The sequence below is a fragment of the Streptomyces sp. DSM 118878 genome (assembly GCF_052936595.1).
Genome location: NZ_CP193622.1, coordinates 1,598,585 through 1,617,584, shown reverse-complemented (window position 1 = coordinate 1,617,584; position 19,000 = coordinate 1,598,585). Strand labels below are relative to the sequence as shown.

Annotated in this window: 15 protein-coding genes; 8 read left to right on the top strand and 7 right to left on the bottom strand. The window is 73.5% G+C overall.

Translation table 11 applies throughout. The annotated features are described in order from the left end of the window. Entirely contained in the window at window positions 1-855 is an 855-nt protein-coding gene (locus ACRAKF_RS06685; protein WP_447035964.1) for a DeoR/GlpR family DNA-binding transcription regulator, read from the bottom strand. A 287-nt stretch (window positions 856-1,142) separates the two neighbouring features. On the opposite strand from ACRAKF_RS06685, the gene ACRAKF_RS06680 reads away from it, so the two are divergent. Then, window positions 1,143-3,407: a hypothetical protein gene (locus ACRAKF_RS06680; RefSeq protein WP_447041845.1), complete on the top strand. Its 2,265-nt coding sequence runs from the start codon at window positions 1,143-1,145 to the stop codon at window positions 3,405-3,407. Here ACRAKF_RS06680 and ACRAKF_RS06675 read toward each other — a convergent pair. The 4 genes from ACRAKF_RS06675 to ACRAKF_RS06660 form a co-directional block, all read right to left on the bottom strand. Beyond that, window positions 3,367-5,778 carry a right-handed parallel beta-helix repeat-containing protein gene (locus tag ACRAKF_RS06675; protein WP_447035963.1) on the bottom strand — a complete coding sequence of 804 codons (2,412 nt, stop codon included), beginning with the start codon at window positions 5,776-5,778 and terminating at the stop codon, window positions 3,367-3,369. The two genes, ACRAKF_RS06680 and ACRAKF_RS06675, sit on opposite strands and share 41 nt — an antisense overlap. 165 nt (window positions 5,779-5,943) lie before the next feature. Then, window positions 5,944-6,549 carry an Rv1733c family protein gene (locus ACRAKF_RS06670; RefSeq protein ID WP_447035962.1) on the bottom strand — a complete coding sequence of 202 codons (606 nt, stop codon included), beginning with the start codon at window positions 6,547-6,549 and terminating at the stop codon, window positions 5,944-5,946. Window positions 6,550-6,704: 155 nt separating this feature from the next. Beyond that, window positions 6,705-7,529 (bottom strand): MOSC domain-containing protein, encoded by an 825-nt coding sequence (locus tag ACRAKF_RS06665; protein ID WP_447035961.1) that lies wholly within the window; start codon window positions 7,527-7,529, stop codon window positions 6,705-6,707. A 45-nt stretch (window positions 7,530-7,574) separates the two neighbouring features. Next, complete coding sequence (locus ACRAKF_RS06660) at window positions 7,575-8,009, bottom strand: DUF6643 family protein (protein WP_447035959.1); 435 nt, start codon at window positions 8,007-8,009, stop codon at window positions 7,575-7,577. 282 nt (window positions 8,010-8,291) lie between these two features. On the opposite strand from ACRAKF_RS06660, the gene ACRAKF_RS06655 reads away from it, so the two are divergent. Further along, complete coding sequence (locus tag ACRAKF_RS06655; RefSeq protein ID WP_447035958.1) at window positions 8,292-9,590, top strand: TerD family protein; 1,299 nt, start codon at window positions 8,292-8,294, stop codon at window positions 9,588-9,590. Window positions 9,591-9,618: 28 nt separating this feature from the next. On the opposite strand, the gene ACRAKF_RS06650 is transcribed toward ACRAKF_RS06655, so the two are convergent. Next, the gene (locus ACRAKF_RS06650) at window positions 9,619-10,794 is read right to left on the bottom strand and encodes a glycosyltransferase (RefSeq protein ID WP_447035957.1); all 1,176 of its coding nucleotides are present in this window, start codon (window positions 10,792-10,794) and stop codon (window positions 9,619-9,621) included. A gap of 58 nt (window positions 10,795-10,852) precedes the next feature. Here ACRAKF_RS06650 and ACRAKF_RS06645 point away from each other — a divergent pair, with 58 nt between their 5' ends. The 6 genes from ACRAKF_RS06645 to ACRAKF_RS06620 all read left to right on the top strand — a co-directional run bounded on the left by ACRAKF_RS06645 (window position 10,853) and on the right by ACRAKF_RS06620 (window position 18,422). Continuing rightward, window positions 10,853-11,650 (top strand): glutamate racemase, encoded by a 798-nt coding sequence (locus tag ACRAKF_RS06645; RefSeq protein ID WP_447035955.1) that lies wholly within the window; start codon window positions 10,853-10,855, stop codon window positions 11,648-11,650. Window positions 11,651-11,751: 101 nt separating this feature from the next. Beyond that, window positions 11,752-12,309, top strand: coding sequence for a hypothetical protein (locus ACRAKF_RS06640; RefSeq protein WP_447035954.1), 558 nt, complete (start codon window positions 11,752-11,754; stop codon window positions 12,307-12,309). 152 nt (window positions 12,310-12,461) lie between these two features. Further along, a complete protein-coding gene (gene lnt, locus ACRAKF_RS06635) occupies window positions 12,462-14,075 on the top strand; it encodes an apolipoprotein N-acyltransferase (RefSeq protein WP_447035953.1) in 1,614 nt (537 codons plus the stop codon). A gap of 50 nt (window positions 14,076-14,125) precedes the next feature. Beyond that, window positions 14,126-14,632, top strand: coding sequence for an NUDIX hydrolase (locus ACRAKF_RS06630; RefSeq protein ID WP_447035951.1), 507 nt, complete (start codon window positions 14,126-14,128; stop codon window positions 14,630-14,632). Window positions 14,633-14,644: 12 nt separating this feature from the next. Next, on the top strand, window positions 14,645-15,817 hold the full coding sequence (locus ACRAKF_RS06625; protein WP_447035949.1) for a methyltransferase: 1,173 nt from the start codon (window positions 14,645-14,647) through the stop codon (window positions 15,815-15,817). Window positions 15,818-16,052: 235 nt separating this feature from the next. Beyond that, window positions 16,053-18,422, top strand: coding sequence for a phosphoketolase family protein (locus ACRAKF_RS06620; protein WP_447041843.1), 2,370 nt, complete (start codon window positions 16,053-16,055; stop codon window positions 18,420-18,422). Between the two features lie 47 nt (window positions 18,423-18,469). Here the strand turns inward: ACRAKF_RS06620 and ACRAKF_RS06615 are convergent, their stop codons facing one another. Beyond that, window positions 18,470-18,967 (bottom strand): methylated-DNA--[protein]-cysteine S-methyltransferase, encoded by a 498-nt coding sequence (locus tag ACRAKF_RS06615; RefSeq protein ID WP_447035948.1) that lies wholly within the window; start codon window positions 18,965-18,967, stop codon window positions 18,470-18,472. Between the last annotated feature and the right edge of the window lie 33 nt (window positions 18,968-19,000).

The following is a 19,000-nucleotide window of genomic DNA, read 5'->3' as shown; positions in this document are numbered from 1 at the left end:
TCAGTTGTCCGCGGGTCCTTCCACGGCCTCGGGCTCGCCCGCGACCACGAGCCTGCGCAGCTCCTCGGAGATCTCCGCGCGCGCGTCCGCCGGCAGCCCCGCGTCCGTCACCAACGTGTCGACCTGCGAGAGCGCGGCGAACGAACTCAGCCCCACCGTCCCCCACTTGGTGTGGTCCGCGACCACGATCACGCGCCGCGCGGACTGCACAAGGCGCCGGTTCGTCTCCGCCTCGGCCAGGTTCGGCGTCGACAGGCCGGCCTCCGCCGATATGCCGTGCACACCGAGGAAGAGCACGTCGAAGTGGAGCGCCCCGATCGCCTGGTCCGCGACCGGACCGACCAGCGAGTCCGAGGGAGTGCGCACCCCGCCGGTCAGCACCACCGTGGCCGCGCCCTGCCGCTGCCCGGAACCGCGCTGTCCGGAACTGCGCTGCGCGGAGTGGAAGACGTCCGCCACCCGCACGGAGTTGGTCACCACCGTCAGATCCGGCACGTCCAGGAGGTGGTGCGCCAGCGCGTACGTCGTCGTGCCGCCGGACAGCGCGATCGCCGAACCCGGGGCCACCAGGGACGCCGCCGTCCGCGCGATGTCCTCCTTGGCGCTCAGCTCAAGGCCGGACTTCGCCTCGAAGCCCGGCTCGTGCGTGCTCGCCTCGACCACCGGCACCGCGCCGCCGTGGACCTTCTCCAGGACGCCCTGCCGGGACAGCGCGTCCAGATCACGGCGGACCGTCATGTCGGAGACACCGAGCTTGCGGGTCAGCTCATTGACGCGGACACCGCCCCTGCGGCGCACCTCGTCGAGGATGAGGGCACGGCGCTGCTCGGCGAGGAGGTTCTGATTCTCACTCACGCCAGGCCCCGGCCTTCTGCCTCGTCACACCCGCCACGCCCCTGCGGCGCGCTGCGCATCATCCTCGCACGCGCCTGTGACAGGCGGGCCACCGCCCGCCTTGTGGTTCCCGGCCGCTCGTACGGGGGAGATTCAGTGACGGAGGGTGCGCACCGGCTCCTCAGCCGAGATCCTTGCCCCCTCACCACGCTCTTCTCGGGGGATGCCGAACAGTGGACCGTGCGACGAAGGACGAGACCGCCCTGGAACTCCTGGTGCACGGGGTCGGCGGCACCACACCACAGGACATGCTCGACGATCCGCGGACCGTGCGGATCTCCGGCGACGAGACGGCGGCCGTCTTCCGCCGCACCGAGGACGCCGACGCCGAGCGGCGCCCCGACGACTACCGCGGCAAACCGGTGCCCGAGGCGTACGTGTGGTGCAACCTCACCTCCGGCAACGGCTCGCGCGCCCTGTGGCTCCTGCTGCTGCCCTTCATGGTGGTCAACCTCGCCCACTGGATGCGCCCCACCTCGCGCCGCCGCCGACGGCTCGTGCGTACCTACGGCCTCCTGGTACGGCTGATCGGCCTCACCCTCACGGTGCTCCTGACCGCCGCCGCCTGCGAGGTCGCGCTCGACCTCACCGCCTGGCAGTGCGCGGGCACCCCCGCGTGCTCCGCCGACCGCGCCTGGCTCGGCTTCCTCGCGACCGACGGGGCGGGGCACGGCGGCTGGTGGTCGCAGCCGGGCCGCCGGCTCGCCCTCGCCGCCCTGGCGCCCGCCGCGCTCACCGGCCTGCTCTGGTACCTCTCCCACCGCACCTGGAGCGCCTACGAGTCCCAGCGGCCACTGCCCCACCAGCCCGACCCGGAGGAGGAGACCCACCGCTCCGCGCTCGCCAGGCCCGGCTTCTGGTACGGCCGCCGCCTCGTCGCCCGGCTGCGCGCCGCGCACACGGCCGCCGGGCTGCTCACCGTCGCCGCCGCCGTCGGCGCCGCGGCCGCGCGGCACGACCGCCGCCCCGGCGGCCCCGCCCTGCTCGACACCCTCGGCTGGGTCCTGGAAGCCGTGCTCGTCGTGGGCGGCATCGTCGTCGTGTGGGTGGTGTGCCGCAGGGGGCGCAGCGAGAACCGGCTCGACCGCAGGCTCGACAGGGTCCTGGTCCGGCGCCTGCCCCAGGCCGCGCTCGCCGTCCTCGTCCTCACCCTGCTCTACGCGGGCGTCTCACGCCCCGGCTGGCGGTCCGCGGGCAGGCTGCCGGGCGACGCCACGTTCGGCGGCATCGCGCTGGTCCAGGGAATCCTCGTCATCTGCCTCGCCGCGGTCGCGCACGCCCTGTACCGCTCATCGCCCAGCTCCCGCACCGCCATCCGCGGCCTCGCGGGACCCGCGGTCGCCATGCTCTCCTGCGCGCTCGGCGGGGTGATGTCCGGCGGCGGCGCCCAGCGCGTGGCCGACTGGCTCGACGGCACCCACGGCTCGATAGCGGGGCCGCCCGTCCTGCTCACCTGGCAGGCGTCCGTGATCCCGCCGCTGATCGTCGTCGTCGCGGTGCTCTGCGCCTGGCTCGGCGCGCAGACCGTCCGCCGCAAGCGCCGCGAGCAGGCGCAGGTGCCGCTCGACTACCCCGGCGAGCCCAGGGACCCGGCGCGCACCCGCCGCATCGCGGCCACGCGCGCGCGAGCCGCCCTCACCGACCGCGCCCCCCTCGTCGTCGGCGTCATCTCGGCCGTGACGCTGCTGCTCGGCGCGGGCGCCATCGTCGGCGCCCGGCTCACCGGGAAGGTACCGGCCAAGGCCGCCCAGGGGATGCCCGACGTCGTGGAGGGCGCGGCGGAGACCTCGCAGGCGCTCGGGTCCTGGCTGATCGGCTTCGGTTTCATACTGTTCGTCACCTGGGGCCGCCGGGCCTACAAGGACGCGTCCGCCCGCCGCACCATCGGCATCCTCTGGGACGTCGGCACGTTCTGGCCCCGGGCCGCCCACCCCTTCGCCCCGCCCTGCTACGCCGAGCGCGCGGTCCCCGACCTGACCTGGCGCATGGCGGCCTGGACGCGCGCGACCAGCGCCACGGGCGGCCGCCTCGTCATCTCCGGGCACTCGCAGGGCAGCGTCCTGGCCGCGGCGGCCGCCTGGCAGCTCCGCCCCTCCGTGCGCAAGCGCGTCGCCCTGCTGACCTACGGCTCACCCCTGGAGCGCCTCTACGGCCGCTGGTTCCCCGCCCACTTCGGCCCCGCGGCCCTGTCGTCCCTGCACCGCGAGGTCGACTGCTGGCGCAATCTGCACCGCGCCACCGACCCGATCGGCGGTCCCATCAACCTGCACGGCGACTGCGGCCCCCAGGTCGACCGCGCGGCCCTCAAGGATCCCCTGGCCTACGGGCGTACGGACGCCCATCCGCTCCCGGCGCCGATACGGGGCCACGGCGACTACCAGGCCGACCCCGCCTTCGCCGAGGAGCGCGCACGGCTCCTCGCGCGCCTGAAGGCGGCCGTGCCGGCACCGCGGCCCGCGGCCGCCGAAGCGGTCACACCAGCTCCGGCAGATCCTCCGGATACAGCAGGGTGAGCTCGTCCGTGCTCGGATCGGGCACCTGGGCGACGCGGCCGGCGTGCCGCTCCACCATCGCCTCGAAGGTCTGCCGCGCGGTGCGGCCGTTGCCGAACCCGGGCCCCTTCGGCAGGGCCGTGAAGTACTTCAGGAGCGCCTCGGAGGCGCCCGTGCCCAGGCTGTACTCGTGCTCCTCCGCCTGCTGCTCCACGATCCGGAGCAGCTCCTCGGGCGCGTAGTCGCCGAAGGTGATGGTGCGTGAGAAGCGGGAGGCCACGCCGGGGTTGACGGTGAGGAAGCGCCGCATCTCCTCGGTGTAGCCCGCGACGATCACGACGACGGCCTCGCGGTGGTCCTCCATCAGCTTCACGAGCGTGTCGATGGCCTCGCGGCCGAAGTCGCGCCCGGAGTCCTCGGGGGAGAGCGCGTACGCCTCGTCGATGAACAGCACACCGCCGCGCGCCCGGTCGAAGGCCTCCTGGGTGCGGATCGCCGTCGAACCGATGTGCTCACCCACCAGGTCCACCCGGGACACCTCGACGAGGTGGCCGCTCTCCAGGACGCCGAGCGAGGCGAGGATCTCGCCGTAGAGCCGGGCGACGGTCGTCTTGCCGGTGCCGGGTGAGCCGGTGAAGACCAGATGGCGGCGGACGGACGCGGCCTTCAGACCGGCAAGCTGCCTGCGCCGGCCGACCTCGATCATGTCGGTGAGCGCCCGCACCTCGCGCTTGACGCTGTCCAGGCCGACCAGGGCGTCGAGCTCGCCGAGCACTTCCTTCGAGGCGCGGACGGCCTGCTCCGGAGCCGGGGGCGGCGTGGTCTGCTGGGCGGGGACGGAGCCGAGCAGCCCCGTCGTCTGCGTGGCCGTGCGCACGGCGGGCGGCTCCGGCGCCGCAGCCGTGGCCGTCGGCGTACGCAGCCCCCCGCTCTCGTCGCTCGCGCAGTCCTCGACGAGCGGGCCCTCCTCGGAGAACTCGAAGCCGCCGCGCGCGCACCGCTCCGTGCGGCACTTGCGCAGCGTCGTACGGCAGCCGTCGATGACGTGGAAGCCGTAGCCCCCGCTGCCGCTGACCCGGCAGCCCTGGAGGGTGCCACGGCCGCCCGCCGATACGTAGAAACCCGCCTCGGCGGGCGAGGTGACCGTGCACCGTTCGACGGCGGGGTCGGCGCCCTTGGTGATGATCACGCCGGTCTGGACGCCGTCGACCGTGCAGTTCGCGAGGGTGCCGCCGCTGCCGTGGTCGCGGAACCACGCGCCCGTGGCGGCCTCGCGGATGCGGCAGTCGTCGAGCTCCGCGGTCGCGCCGTCGCTCACCGACACCGCCGTGTTGCGCACCTGGCTGATGTCACTGTCGACGACGTCCGCGCGGGAGCCGCGGTCCAGGACGAACAGCGCGTCCGGCACGTCGTGCACCCGGCACGACTCCAGGACGGCGGTCGCGCCGTCGCTGACCCAGACCGCCGGATAGTCGCCCGTACTGTCGTGGATCTCGCACTGGTTGGCGTCCACGCGCGTGCCGGGGTCCCACACCGAGAGGCCGTTGCGCCCGAACCGGCTCACCGTGGAGCGGGTCAGGGTCAGCACGGAGCGCGAGCGCAGGTCGACCGCGTTCTCCGGGATGTCGTGGATGCGGCAGTCGGCGAGGGTCAGCACGGCGTCCGTGTCGAGCGTGACGCCGTCGGACGTGGTGCGGTGCACGTCGCAGTCGGTCAGGTGCGCCGCGGCCCGCGCGGTGACCTGCACGCCCGAGCCCTTGACCTCGTACACCTCGCAGCCGATCGCCTCCAGGCCGCTGTTCTCGCCGGTCACCGAGAGCCCGGCGCCCGAGGCGTGGTGCACGCGGCAGCGCTCCAGGCGGGGGTGTCCGCCGCCGCGCACCGCCACGCCGGACTGGCCCGCCGCGACGATCTCGCACTCCTCGAAGACACCGCCGCCGTCGTCGAGCACGGCGATGCCGATGCCGCCGGGGTTGTCGACCGTGCAGCGGCGCACCGTCGGGCGGGCGCCGCCGCGCACCTCGATGCCGGCGGCGGAGCGGGTCACCACGCGGATGCCGGTCAGCTCAGGGGCACCGTCCTCGACGAGCAGCGCGGGCGCGGAGGAGTCCTGCCCCTCGATGTGCAGGTCCTGCACGGTGGCGGAGGCGCGGACCGTGAGCGGCACGCCGTCGGGCGGCGCGATGCGCACGGAACCGGGCGCGCTGTCCGGGCCGCGCAGCGTCACCGCGCGCTGGACCACGAGGTTCTCGCGGTAGGTGCCCGCGGCGACGGTCAATATGTCCCCGTCGCCGGCGGCCTCCAAGGCAGCGGCGAGCGAGGCGTATTCGCCGGTGCGGCGCCGCCACCGCGACGTGCCGGTGTGCGTCACCTGGACCGTGCCCTGTGCCATGGAGTTGCTCTGCCCCCACCTCGTCGTACGCGGGATCCTGCGTCGATGTGCCGTCTCGATGCGCAAGGAGCCGAAGAGTTCGGCCGGTCCACCGTAGCGCGCGTGCGCAGGGCCAGTTGACCCGAACGCCAGGCTCTCACCTGCACGGGCCGCCCCCGTGGGGGTTCAGGAGCCGGTGCCGGTCCTGCCCCAGTCGGGTCCCGCCCTGTCCCAAGCCTGGTCCCATCGGGCATAACGCCCCCGCGCGATGCGCCAGAGGACGAGCCTGCGGGTGCCCTCTATGAGCCCGACGCCCGCCGAGGCCGCGCCGAATCCGGCGAGCACGGCGTGCGTGGTCGCGGTCGCGGTGTCCAGCGGGCGCCCGACCACCCGGCCGCGCTCGTCGGTCCACAGCCTGAAGTGGTCGCCGGGGCCCGGGGCGTCGAGGTCGGCGACGACGACGCCGGAGCGGCCGGTGCCGTCCGGGCCCGTCCAGCGCGCGAGGACGCGGCTGTGAGCGTCGCGGGCCGAGGAGGTCTCGGGATCGGGGTCGAGCGGGGGAGCGGAGAGCTTCCGCACGACCGTGCCGACGACGGCATGGCGGGCCTCGTGCTGCTCACGCACCGAGGCGAGGAGGGTGTCCCGGGTCAACTCCGTGGTGACCACGCCGACGACGGGGGCGGCGGCGACGATCAGCACCAGAGCGGCGAAGGCCACCCACGACTCCAGCAGGTCGGTCCCGCGGCGCACCGGATTGTGCCGCCAACGCCAGAGCCCGACGACCGCTCGCACCGCCCTGCACCCCCTTACGCGTCCGTCATCACCGGTGACGGGCACGGCTACGGCTCACGCGCGGGCGGCGAGAAGAGAGAGCGACATCACCCGCGGGAAGCCGGCCCGCGAGGGTCCGTCCGTGCCCCGCCGTCGAGTTCCCACCGTGATGCCGGTCATTCGAGGATCTCGAACGTGTCTCCGGCGCGGATCCGCCCGGTCGTTTCCGGCACCAGGTTCTGCCCGAAGACGAGCAGGTCGCCGAAGCGGCGGTGGTGGGCGAGCGTGCGCAGCGGCTCCTTGCCGCGCTCCCCGGTGTTCTGGTCGGTCGTCGTCACGACGCAGCGCCCGCACTTCTTCGTGACCCGGAAGACGACGCCGCCGATGGCGACGCGCTTCCAGTCGTCCTCGGCCCAGGGCGGGGTGCCGTCCACGACGACATTGGGCCGGAAGCGGTTCATCGGCAGCGGTCCCTCGTCGGCGTGATCCCCCTGGGCGATCAGCGAATTGAGGGCGTCCAGCGAGGACGAGGCGGTGAGCAGCAGCGGAGAGCCGTCCGCGAAGCTGACGGTCTCGCCTTCCCCGCCGTACGCCGGATCGATCGGGCGGCGCGTGGCGGGGGCGTCGAGGTGGACGAGCCGCACGTCCATGCCGAGGTGGGCGCTGAACCAGGCGTGCGCGGCGGCGTCGGCGGGCACCGCCTCGACCTCGTCCCGCCCGACCTCCACCCGCACCGTCTCGCGCTGCTCCGGCACCGCCGCCATGAGCGTCCTGCGGCCGGGCGCGGACACGCGGATGCCGCCGCCCGGCAGAGGTTCGGCGGCGACCATCGCCATGCGCGGATACGGCCGCTGGGACACGAACCGCCCGTCACCGTCGACCAGCATCCAGCGATGGTCCCCCACGAGCCCCCAGGGCTCCACGACGGCCTCACGCGGTGCGTGTCCCTGAGCCGCCTTCAGCGGGTGGACGTGGATCGACCGCAAGGCTGGATTCGACATGCGGACATCCTGCCAGCAGCCACCGACAGGAATGCCCGCGGTCGGTCAGTACCCGCGATAGGGACGGTTGTACGGGTCCTCGTACGGACCGGGGGCCGGACGGGGCTGCGCGGGGCGCATCGCCTCGTACCCCGTGCCGGGGGCGGGGCGCTGCTGCTGGGCCCCCGGATACCCGCGCGGGCCCGCGGTCTGCTGCGGGATGTACGGCGCCGGAGCCTGTTGCAGCGGGGCGTGCTGCTGGGGCTGCGGATAGCCGTACGCGGGGTTCTGGTGGTGGGAAGGGGCGGCCGGCAGGGCGGGCAGCGCGGCCGGGAGTGCGGGCAGATGGCTGTGGCTGCCCGTGTCGTACGCGGAGGGAACCCGGATCGGGGCGATCTGAGGAGTGCCCCGCTCTGCGACGAGGGAGTCGTAGATCGGAGTGTCCGGGAAGGACGGCGCGGAGTAGTAACCGCCGCCATAGGTGGAGCGGGGGGAGGTCATGCTTCATAAGTTAAGCCCTTGATGTGCTGATTGGGGAGACCGATAAGAGGGTTGTTTTCCGTGTCGGCAGTGGCGACGGATCCCCAATCCGAGCGAACTTGGGAAAATCGGTCGTCGGATGACGTACTGATCATGTAAGAGCCGAGTTCCCGGCGGGTTACCCGCGGTCGTTTCGGCGGTGACGGAGGAGGCGCGTGGCACGGGCGTGGGCCTCCCGGGGCTCCGGGTAATAGGTTGGGCCGGGAACGGAATCGGCGGCCCTGCCGGACACGGCCACTTACGATGGGGGCGGACATGACAATGCCTAAAGGATCGAATGTTCCCGTGCCGGCACCCGCCGTGCGCATCGAATTGGGGTGGGGCTCGGGTGCCGGTGTGCCCGATGTCGACGCGTCCGCACTGTTGTTGGCGTCTTCCGGGAAGGTGCGCTCCGACGCGGACTTCGTCTTCTACAACGCGCCCGAGCATTCCTCCGGCGCCGTGCGGCACGAGGGCAAGCAGCGCGCGGGCGGCGGCGTCACCGATGTCCTGACCGTCGACCTCGCGCGCGTGGAGCCCGCCGTGGAGCGGGTGGTGATCGCCGCGTCGGCCGACGCCGGCACGTTCGGGCAGGTGCCCGGCCTGTACGTCCGGGTGCTCGACGCGACGGGCGGCACGGAGATCGCGCGCTACGACAGCGCGGACGCCACCGTGGAGAGGGCCTTCGTCCTCGGCGAGCTCTACCGGCGCCAAGGCGCGTGGAAGTTCCGCGCCGTGGGCCAGGGGTACGACAGCGGCCTCGAAGGCCTCGCCACGGACTACGGGATCACGGTGGACCAGCCGCCCCAGACCGCCACTCCCGCTGCTCCTGCTGCTCCCGCAACTCCCGCCGCTCCCGCCCCGCAGACCGCTCCCGCCCCGCAGACCGCTCCCGCCCCGCAGACCGCGCCGCCCGCCGAACCCGTCCGTCTCACCAAGGTCACACTGACCAAGGACGCCCCTTCGGTCTCCCTGACGAAGCAGGGCGGCACATCGGGCTCCATGCGCGTGAACCTCAACTGGCAGACCCGCAAACAGTTCAAGGGATGGGGCGCGAAGCTCGGCAGAGCCGTCGCCATGCACGCCGACCTGGACCTGGACCTCTGCGCGCTCTACGAACTCACCGACGGCCGCAAGGGCGTCGTCCAGGCGCTGGGCAACGCCTTCGGGTCGCTGCACCAGCCCCCGTACCTGCTCCTCGACGGCGACGACCGCACCGGCGCGGTCGATACGGGCGAGAACCTCACCATCAACCTCGACCACATCAAGGACTTCCGCCGCATCGTCATCTTCGTGACCATCTACGCGGGCGCGCGCAGCTTCGCCGACCTCAATGCCACGGTCACCCTCCAGCCGCAGCACGGCGCCGCGGTGGACTTCTCGCTCGACGAGTGCACGGTGCCCTCGACGGTGTGCGCGCTGGCCCTGCTCACCAACACCGGCGGCGACCTCGTCGTACAGCGCGAGGCCCAGTACCTCGTGCCCGAGCGCGGCGTGAGCCCGCAGCGCACCATCGACCGCGCCTACGGCTGGGGCATGAACTGGACGCCGGGCAGGAAGTGAGCGCCCGCCCGGTACGGGCCCTGACCGCTCAGCGCTGCTCGGGAGCCGGCTCGGGACGCGCGTACGTACGGCCCTTCCAGGCGGCGCCGCGCCCCCTGTAGTGCCGCACCGCCGAGTCCACGGTCATCAGGAGGTACAGAAAAGCGGTCCAGGGCAGCGACAGGGCGAGCCACGGCGGCTGCCGGTAGTAGCCGAGCATCGGCAGGTAGGTCGCGGTCATCACCAGCCAGGCGAGGCCGCCCGCCACCGCGGCCGGCAGGTCCCCGGTGGCCGCGCCCGCGAGCAGGGCGAGCGGCGGCGCCAGATAGACCAGGGCCAGGCCCGCCACGGTCCCGGCGAGCAGCAGCGGACTGTGCCGCAGTTGGGCGTACGCGCTCCGCGACACCATGCGCCACAGGTCGGCGAGGCGCGGATAGGGGCGCACGCTGTCGACGCGTTCGGCGAGGCCCAGCCAGATGTGGCCCCCCGAGCGGCGCACCGCCCGCGCGAGCGCCACGTCGTCGATCACCGCGTGCCGGATGGCGTCGGGAATCCGCGCCCGCTCGGCGGCGTCGGCGCGCAGCAGGACACAGCCGCCCGCCGCCGCCGACGTACGCGCGCCCCTTCGGCCGATCCACCGGAAGGGGTAGAGCTGCGCGAAGAAGTAGACGAACGCCGGGACCACCAGGCGCTCCCAGGCGCTCTCCACCCGCAGCCGCGCCATCTGCGAGACCAGGTCGAAACCGCCCGCGTGCGAGGCGGCCACCAACTCCCGCAGGGAGTCGGGAGCGTGCGCGATGTCCGCGTCCGTCAGGAGCAGGTACTCCGGTTCGCGGGCGCGGGCCAGGGCGATGCCGTGGCGCACGGCCCAGAGTTTGCCGGTCCACCCGGCCGGCGGCTCACCGGGCGAGGCGACGGTCAGCGGCAGCCCGCCGTGCCGCTCGGCGAGGTCCCGGGCGAGGTCGCCCGTGCCGTCGGTGCTGCCGTCGTCGACGAGGAAGACCTCCCCCCGCCCGGGATAGTCCTGCGCGAGCAGCGAGGGCAGGCTCTCGGGCAGGACGGCCGCCTCGTCCCGCGCGGGCACGACGACACAGACCGACGGCCACTCGGCGGGCTCCCGGCGCGGCGGCAGACGCACGTCCGTGCGCCAGAAGAAGCCCTGCCCCAACAGCAGCCACAGCCATGCGGCAAGCGATCCGGCGGCGATCCACGCGAGGGCGCTCATCCGACGAAGTCTGCCCCACGGGCCGGGCCCTGGGAGGGCGATCGACTATGGTGACCGGGTGAAGATCGCGCTCATGGACTCCGGAATCGGACTGCTCGCCGCGGCGGCCGCGGTGCGGCGCCTGCGGCCCGACGCCGATCTCGTGCTCTCCTCGGACCCCGACGGCATGCCGTGGGGCCCGCGCACCCCGCAGGACCTCACCGGCCGCGCCCTCGCCGTCGCCGAGGCCGCGGCCGCGCACCGCCCCGAGGCGCTGATCGTGGCCTGCAACACGGCCTCCGTGCACGCGCTGCCCGCGCTGCGGGCCCGCCTGGAGCCGCTGATCCCGGTGATCGGGACCGTACCAGCGATCAAGCCCGCCGCCGCGGGGGGCGGCCGGGTCGCCATCTGGGCCACGCCCGCCACCACCGGCAGTCCCTACCAGCGCGACCTCATCCAGCGGTTCGCCCACGACGCCGACGTCACCGAGGTGCCCTGCCCGGGTCTCGCCGACGCCGTGCAGTACGCGGACGAGCAGGCCATCGACGAGACGATCGCCGCCGCCGCTGCCCTCACCCCGCCCGACGTAAGGGCCGTCGTCCTGGGCTGCACCCATTACGAGCTGGTCGCGGAGCGCATCCGCGCCGCCGTTCAGCAGCCGGACCGGGCGCCCCTCGTCCTGCACGGTTCGGCCGGGGCGGTCGCCGCGCAGGCCCTGCGCAGGATCGGCCGGCTCCCGGGATCCGGTCCCGCGGGCCCGGCCGGGGCTGCTCCCCTGCTCACCGTCCTGCTCAGCGGGCGCGAGGAGCGGCTGCCGGGGGCGGCACTCACGTACGCCGAAGGGCGCCTGCTCACGGCGGTCAGCCCCGCCCACTGAGAACCCTCCCGAGCGCTGCCGCTCCCGCCCCTGAACGCGCTCCGGTGCTCACGCACGGTGACGCGGTGGTGTCTCGGGGGAATCTGAGTAGTCTCGAAGGCATGAAGGACCCAGCCGAAGAGGAGCGCGACGAGCGAGCCGACTCCGGCAGCCCGCCGGCGGTATGGACCGGTCGCGCGACCAACCGCGTGCAGTGGCTGCTCGCCTGCGGAGGCGCCGCCTGCCTGGCGCTCGGCATCGTGATCGCGGTCGAATCCATGTGGACCTCGGGCATCGCGGCCCTGGTCATGTCGGTGGTGGGCTGCATCGCCGCCGGACTCCTGATCCTCTTCGGGACGCTCGCCTTCGTCCATGTCGCCGTCAAGGTCGACGACGACTGCCTTGAGGTGCGCTGCGGTCATCTCGGCCTGCCGCGCCGCCACATCCCGCTCTCCCATGTCGTCGGCGCCGACTTCGTGCCCGCCGTCACGCCGCGGCAGTGGGGCGGCTGGGGCTACCGCTGGCGCCCGGAGAAGGGCACCGCCGTCGTCGTACGACGCGGCGAGGCGCTGGTGCTGCGCCTGGGGGACGGCCACAAGTTCACGGTGACCGTGGACGACGCGGAGTCGGCGGTCCGCGTGATCAGACAGCGCCTCCGACGCCGGGACACGGCGCTCTGACACCGGACGCTCCGAGACCGAAGACCGAAGACCGAAGCCCGATGACCGAAGCCCGCAGACGGTTGGGCGGGAACGATACTGCCGAGGCCAGGGGTCCGTCGCCCCGCGGACCGAGCTGTCGGCGTCCCGGTGACGCGCCGTAGACTCCCCGGGTGACCGCCACCACCACCCCCGTCGACGAGCCGGAACAGCTCGATCCGCAGCCCGCGCGGGACCCCCGTGCCGTGCGCGTCCTGCGGCGGCTCGTGCCCGCCGCCGCGGCGGCCCTCTCCGGAGTGCTGCTCTACGTCAGCTTCCCGCCCCGCACGCTCTGGTGGCTCGCGCTCCCCGCCTTCGCGGTCCTCGCCTGGTGTCTGCACGGCCGCACGTGGAAGGCGGGCCTCGGCCTCGGCTACCTCTTCGGCCTCGGCTTCCTGCTGCCCCTGCTCGTCTGGACCGGCGTCGAGGTGGGCCCGGGCCCGTGGCTGGCGCTCGCCGCCGTCGAAGCGGTCTTCGTGGCCCTGGTCGGCGCGGGCACGGCGGCGCTCTCGCGGCTGCCGGGATACCCGCTCTGGGCGGCCGCCCTGTGGATCGCGGGAGAGGCGGCACGCGCGCGTGTGCCCTTCAGCGGTTTCCCCTGGGGGAAGATCGCCTTCGGCCAGGCGGACGGCGTGTTCCTGCCGCTCGCCGCGCTCGGCGGCACGCCCGTGCTCGGCTTCGCGGTCGTCCTGTGCGGCTACGGGCTCCACGCAGTCGTCCGGCAGGCCCGCGAAGCCCGCGGCCCCGGCGAGGTGCGGCGCGGCGCGGCGGCGGTCGCCCTGCTCAGCGTCCTGATCCCCGTCGCCGGCGCTTTCGCCGCCCGTCCGCTGGTCAGCAACGACGCGGAGGACGGCACCACGACCATCGCCGCGGTCCAGGGCAACGTCCCGCGCGCGGGCCTCGGCTTCAACGCGCAGCGCCGCGCCGTCCTCGACCACCACGTGCGCGAGACCGAACGCCTGGCCGCCGCCGTCAAGGCGGGGAAGGCCCGGCAGCCCGACCTCGTCCTGTGGCCGGAGAACTCCTCCGACATCGACCCCTTCACCAACCCCGACGCGCGCCGCGAGATCGAGGACGCCGTCGAGGCCATCGGGGCGCCGGTCTCCGTGGGCGGCGTCGTCGAGACCAAGGGCGGCAAGCTCTACAACGAGCAGATCCTGTGGGACCCCGAGAAGGGCCCCACGGACACCTACGACAAGCGGCAGATCCAGCCCTTCGGCGAGTACATCCCGCTGCGCGGCCTCATCAGCGTGTTCAGCAGCGACGCCGACCGGGTCCGCCAGGACTTCAGCCGGGGCGGCGAGCCCGGCGTGTTCAGCATGGCGGGCGCCGAGGTGGGCCTCGCGACCTGTTACGAGGCCGCCTTCGACTGGGCGGTGCGCGACACCGTGACCCACGGCGCCCAGCTCATCTCGGTGCCCAGCAACAACGCGACGTTCGACCGCAGCGAGATGACCTACCAGCAGCTCGCCATGAGCCGCGTCCGCGCGGTCGAGCACAGCCGCGCCGTCGCCGTCCCGGTGACCAGCGGCGTGAGCGCCGTCATCATGCCGGACGGCACGGTGAAGGCGAAGACGACGTGGTACACCGCCGACTCGCTCGTCGAGGAGGTGCCGCTGCGCTCCTCCCGCACCCCGGCCACCCGCCTCGGTGTACTCCCCGAGGGCATCCTCGTGCTGATCGCCGCGGGCGGCCTCGGCCGGGCCGTGACCTCGGCCGTACGGGCGCGGCGCCCCGCGGCCCCGTGACCTGTCCACAGGCGGCGTGGGCGGTGGCCGTCCCCCGTTAGGGTCGAGCCATGGCTACTCCTGACTTCATCCGCGCCATCCGGGCCGACGCCGGCCAGCAGCTCCTGTGGCTCCCCGGGGTCACCGCCATCGTCTTCGACGACGAGGGCAGAGTCCTGCTCGGCCGGCGCTCCGACAACGGCAGGTGGTCGGTGATCGGCGGCATCCCGGAGCCCGGTGAGCAGCCGGCCGAGTGCGCGGTCCGCGAGGTGTACGAGGAGACGGCGGTGCACTGCGTGCCCGAGCGGGTGGTCCTGGTGCAGGCGCTCCCACCCGTCACCTACCCCAACGGCGACACCTGCCAGTACATGGACATCACCCTGCGCTGCCGTGCCGTCGGCGGCGAGGCGTGCGTCAACGACGACGAGTCCCTCGACGTCGCCTGGTTCGCCGTGGACGCGCTGCCCGACCTGCACGAGTTCTCGCTCTCCCGCATCAAGCAGGCGCTCGCGGAAGGACCGACCTGGTTCGAGCCCCCGAGCGATGACGCTGTCAGCACCGGCGCGGCCCTCCGTTAGCCTGAGAGCACGATGAACCGTTTGAGCACGTCATGGGGCGCGTACGACCTCACCCGCTTCCCGGAGGACTCCCGGGACCAGTTGCGCGCCTGGTCGGCCGCCGACGCCTATCTCCTGCGGCACCTGGCAGGGGAGGAAGAAGGGGCGGCGGCCGTCGGCCTGGACGGCACCGTGGCCGTCCTCGGTGACCGCTGGGGCGCGCTGACGACCGCACTCGCGGGGCACGCGCGCGCGGTGGTGCAGATCACCGACTCCTTCCTCGCCCAGCAGGCGACCCGCGCCAACCTCGCCAGGGCGGGGCACGGGCGGGACGCGGCACGGCTCCTGACGACCCGCGACGCCCCGCCGCCGCGCATCGACGTACTCCTGGTGCGGGTGCCCAAGAGCCTCGCGCTCCTGGAGGACCAGCTCCACCGGCTCGCGCCCGCCCTGCACGAGGGCACGGTCGTCGTCGGCACCGGCATGGTCACCGAGATCCACACCTCGACGCTCGAACTCTTCGAGCGGATCGTCGGGCCGACCAGGACGTCACTGGCCCGCCAGAAGGCGCGGCTCATCTTCAGCACGCCCGACCCGGCACGCACGCCGGCGCCGAGCCCCTGGCCGCGGAGTCACGTCCTGGACGGCGACGCCGGGGCGGGCGCGGGCCTGACCGCCGTCGACCACGCCGGGATCTTCTGCGCCGACCGCCTCGACATCGGCACCCGGTTCTTCCTCAAGCACCTGCCGCGCGCCCGCGCCGGCGCCCACGTCGTGGACCTGGGCTGCGGCAACGGCGTGCTCGGCACGGCCGCCTCCGTCGCCGAGCCCGACGCCGCGGTCACCTTCGTCGACGAGTCGTTCCAGGCCGTGGCGTCCGCGGAGGCCACCTTCCGGGCCAACGCGGCCGACGGCGCCAAGGCGGAGTTCATGGCGGGCGACGCCCTCACGGCGGTACCGGCGGAGACGGTGGACCTCGTACTGAACAACCCGCCCTTCCACAGCCACCAGGCCACGACCGACGCGACCGCCCGGCGGATGTTCGGCGGGGCCCGTGCCGCCCTGCGGCCCGGCGGCGAGCTGTGGGTCGTCGGCAACCGCCACCTCGGCTACCACATCAGGCTCCGCAAGCTCTTCGGCAACGCGGAGGTCGTCGCGAGCGACCCGAAGTTCGTGGTCCTCAGGGCCGTCAAGGGCCACCAGTAGGCCCATTCAGCACTCGCGCCGCGGCCCGTGCGGTGGCAGCGTCTGGGGAGGAGCGGCGGGGCGGCCCCGTGCGGTGGCGTCCGCCGTTCCGCACGGCTGCTCCGGCGTCCGCGGGTCGGCATGACTGATCCGGCGTCCGCGGTTCGGCATGACTGATCCGGCACTGTCGTGGAACCCGGTACCGATCACGTACTCCCTGATCCCGCCGCACACCCCGACTCCCGAGGAGACCCCCATGGGGCACTTGGCCAAGGAGCACCTGGCGGCACTCGACGCGCACTGGCGTGCCGCCAACTACCTGTCCGTCGGTCAGATCTACCTGATGAGCAACCCCCTGCTGACGGAGCCGCTGCGGCCCGAGCACATCAAGCCGCGCCTGCTCGGCCACTGGGGCACCTCACCCGGGCTCAACCTCGTGCACACCCACCTCAACCGCGTCATCAGGGAACGCGACCTCGACGCCCTGTGCGTATGGGGCCCCGGCCACGGCGGGCCCGCCGTGCTCGCCAACTCCTGGCTGGAGGGCAGCTACACGCAGACCTACCCGGCGGTGAGCCGCGACGGGGAGGGCATGGCGCGGCTGTTCCGCCAGTTCTCGTTCCCCGGCGGCGTGCCCAGCCACGTGGCGCCCGAGACGCCGGGCTCGATCCACGAGGGCGGCGAGCTCGGCTACTCCCTCGCGCACGCCTACGGAGCCGCCTTCGACAACCCGGACCTCCTCGTGGCCTGCGTCATCGGCGACGGCGAGGCGGAGACCGGACCGCTGGCCGCCTCCTGGCACTCCAACAAGTTCCTCGACCCCGTCCACGACGGCGCGGTCCTGCCGATCCTCCACCTCAACGGCTACAAGATCGCCAACCCGACGGTCCTGTCCAGGCTCCCCGACGCCGAGCTCGACTCGCTCCTCAAGGGCTACGGCCACGAGCCGCTGTACGTGGCGGGCGACGACCCCCTCTCCGTCCATCAGGCGATGGCCGAGGTCATGGATGAGGCGCTCGACCGCATCGCCGCCGTCCAGCGGGCCGCCCGCGGCGGCGGCACCCACAGCCGCCACCGCTGGCCCGTCATCGTCCTGCGCACGCCCAAGGGCTGGACAGGTCCCGCTTTCGTGGACGGAAAGCCCGTCGAGAACACCTGGCGCGCGCACCAGGTGCCGCTCTCCGGGGTCCGGGACAACCCCGACCATCTGCGGCAGCTTGAGGAGTGGCTGCGCTCCTACCGCCCCGACGAGCTCTTCGACGCCGACGGCGCCCCCACCGCGGACGTCCTGTCCTGCGTGCCCGAGGGGGAGCGCCGCCTCGGCGCCACCCGGCACGCCAACGGCGGGCTGCTCAGCCGTCCGCTGCCGCTGCCGCCGCTGGAGCGGTTCGCCGTCCCCGTCGACGGGCCCGGCGCCACCCTGCACGAGCCGACCCGGGTCGCGGGCGAACTGCTTGCCCAGGTCATGGCCGACACCGCGCGGCGCCGCGACTTCCGCGTCGTGGGCCCCGACGAGACCGAGTCCAACCGCCTCGGCGCGCTGTACGAGGCCACCGGCAAGGCGTGGCAGGACCGGACCCTGGAGACCGACGAGCACCTGGCTCGCGACGGCCGGGTCATGGAGGTGCTCTCCGAGCACATGTGCCAGGGCTGGCTGGAGGGCTACACGCTCACCGGGCGGCACGGCCTGTTCTCCTGCTACGAGGCGTTCGTCCACATCGTCGACTCGATGGTCAACCAGCACATCAAGTGGCTGAAGACCTCGCGCTCACTGCCCTGGCGCGCGCCCGTGCCGTCCCTCAACTACCTGCTCACCTCGCACGTGTGGCGCCAGGACCACAACGGTTTCTCGCACCAGGACCCCGGGTTCGTCGACCACGTGCTCAACAAGAGCCCGGGCGTCGTACGCGTCTACCTGCCGCCGGACGCGAACACCCTGCTCTCGGTGACCGAGCACATCCTGGGCAGCCGCGACTACGTCAATGTCGTCGTCGCGGGCAAGCAGCCCTGCTTCGACTGGCTCTCCCTCGACGACGCCCGGGCGCACTGCGCGCGCGGCGCGGGCGTCTGGGAGTGGGCGGGCACGGACGACGGAACGCGCGACCCGGACGTGGTCCTTGCCTGCGCGGGCGACGTGCCCACGCAGGAGGTCCTCGCCGCGGCGGGGCTGCTGCGCAAGCTGCTGCCCGACCTCGCGGTCCGCGTCGTCAACGTCGTCGACATCGCCCGCCTCATGCCCCAGGGGGAGCACCCGCACGGCATGGCCGACCCGGAGTTCGACGCGCTGTTCACCCCCGACCGGCCGGTGATCTTCGCGTACCACGGCTACCCGTGGCTGATCCACCGCCTGGCCTACCGCCGTACCGGCCACGCCAACCTGCACGTGCGCGGCTACAAGGAGGCCGGCACGACGACCACGCCGTTCGACATGGTCGTCCGCAACGACCTCGACCGCTACCGGCTCGTCATGGACGTCATCGACCGGGTGCCGGGCCTCGCCGTCCGCGCCACGACGGTGCGTCAGCGGATGGCCGACGCGCGCTCCCGCCACCACGACTGGATCCGCGAGCACGGCACCGACCTGCCCGAGGTGGTCGACTGGACCTGGCCGAACGCCACCGGCTGACCCTCAGCCTCGAAGACGTCCGCGTCCTCGACCTGGAGGCGGCGGGGTCACGCCGCCTCCAGGTCGAGCAGGAGCCGCTTCGCGGCCAGGCCGCCCGCGTACCCGGTCAGGGTGCCGTCGGCGCCGATCACGCGGTGGCAGGGGCGCACCACGAGCAGCGGGTTGCGCCCGATGGCGGTACCCAGGGCGCGGACGGCCATGCGGTCCAGGCCGAGCTGCGCGGCGAGGCGTCCGTAGGTCGTCGTGGTGCCGTAGGGGATCGTCTCCAGGGCGTCCCAGACCTTGCGCTGGAACTCCGTGCCCGCCCCGGCCGCGTACTCGATCTCGAAGTGGGTCAGGCTCCCGGCGAAGTACGAACGGAGCTGCCCGGTGATCGCGCCGAACGCCTCCGCGTCGTGGACCCAGTCCTCCCGGGCGACGGCCGCGCCCTTCTGCCCGGGCATGGACAGCGAGGCCAGCGCGGTGCCGCCCTTGGCCGTGGCCGACTCCTCGCCCACCAGCAGCAGCTCGCCGAGCGGGCTGTCGATCGTCGTGCAGACGGTCATCGGACTCTCCTTGGTGTGCTGTGGTTCGTCCTC

What these genes read in the sequence shown, in the direction of transcription:
- ACRAKF_RS06640 (WP_447035954.1), top strand. Translation starts at nt 11,752, where the DNA reads ATGAAGGACCCAGCCGAAGAGGAGCGCGACGAGCGAGCCGACTCCGGC.
- ACRAKF_RS06625 (WP_447035949.1), top strand. Translation starts at nt 14,645, where the DNA reads ATGAACCGTTTGAGCACGTCATGGGGCGCGTACGACCTCACCCGCTTC.
- ACRAKF_RS06650 (WP_447035957.1), bottom strand. Translation starts at nt 10,794, where the DNA reads ATGAGCGCCCTCGCGTGGATCGCCGCCGGATCGCTTGCCGCATGGCTG.
- ACRAKF_RS06620 (WP_447041843.1), top strand. Translation starts at nt 16,053, where the DNA reads ATGGGGCACTTGGCCAAGGAGCACCTGGCGGCACTCGACGCGCACTGG.
- ACRAKF_RS06660 (WP_447035959.1), bottom strand. Translation starts at nt 8,009, where the DNA reads ATGACCTCCCCCCGCTCCACCTATGGCGGCGGTTACTACTCCGCGCCG.
- ACRAKF_RS06675 (WP_447035963.1), bottom strand. Translation starts at nt 5,778, where the DNA reads ATGGCACAGGGCACGGTCCAGGTGACGCACACCGGCACGTCGCGGTGG.
- ACRAKF_RS06630 (WP_447035951.1), top strand. Translation starts at nt 14,126, where the DNA reads ATGGCTACTCCTGACTTCATCCGCGCCATCCGGGCCGACGCCGGCCAG.
- ACRAKF_RS06680 (WP_447041845.1), top strand. Translation starts at nt 1,143, where the DNA reads ATGCTCGACGATCCGCGGACCGTGCGGATCTCCGGCGACGAGACGGCG.
- ACRAKF_RS06615 (WP_447035948.1), bottom strand. Translation starts at nt 18,967, where the DNA reads ATGACCGTCTGCACGACGATCGACAGCCCGCTCGGCGAGCTGCTGCTG.
- ACRAKF_RS06655 (WP_447035958.1), top strand. Translation starts at nt 8,292, where the DNA reads ATGGGGGCGGACATGACAATGCCTAAAGGATCGAATGTTCCCGTGCCG.
- ACRAKF_RS06665 (WP_447035961.1), bottom strand. Translation starts at nt 7,529, where the DNA reads ATGTCGAATCCAGCCTTGCGGTCGATCCACGTCCACCCGCTGAAGGCG.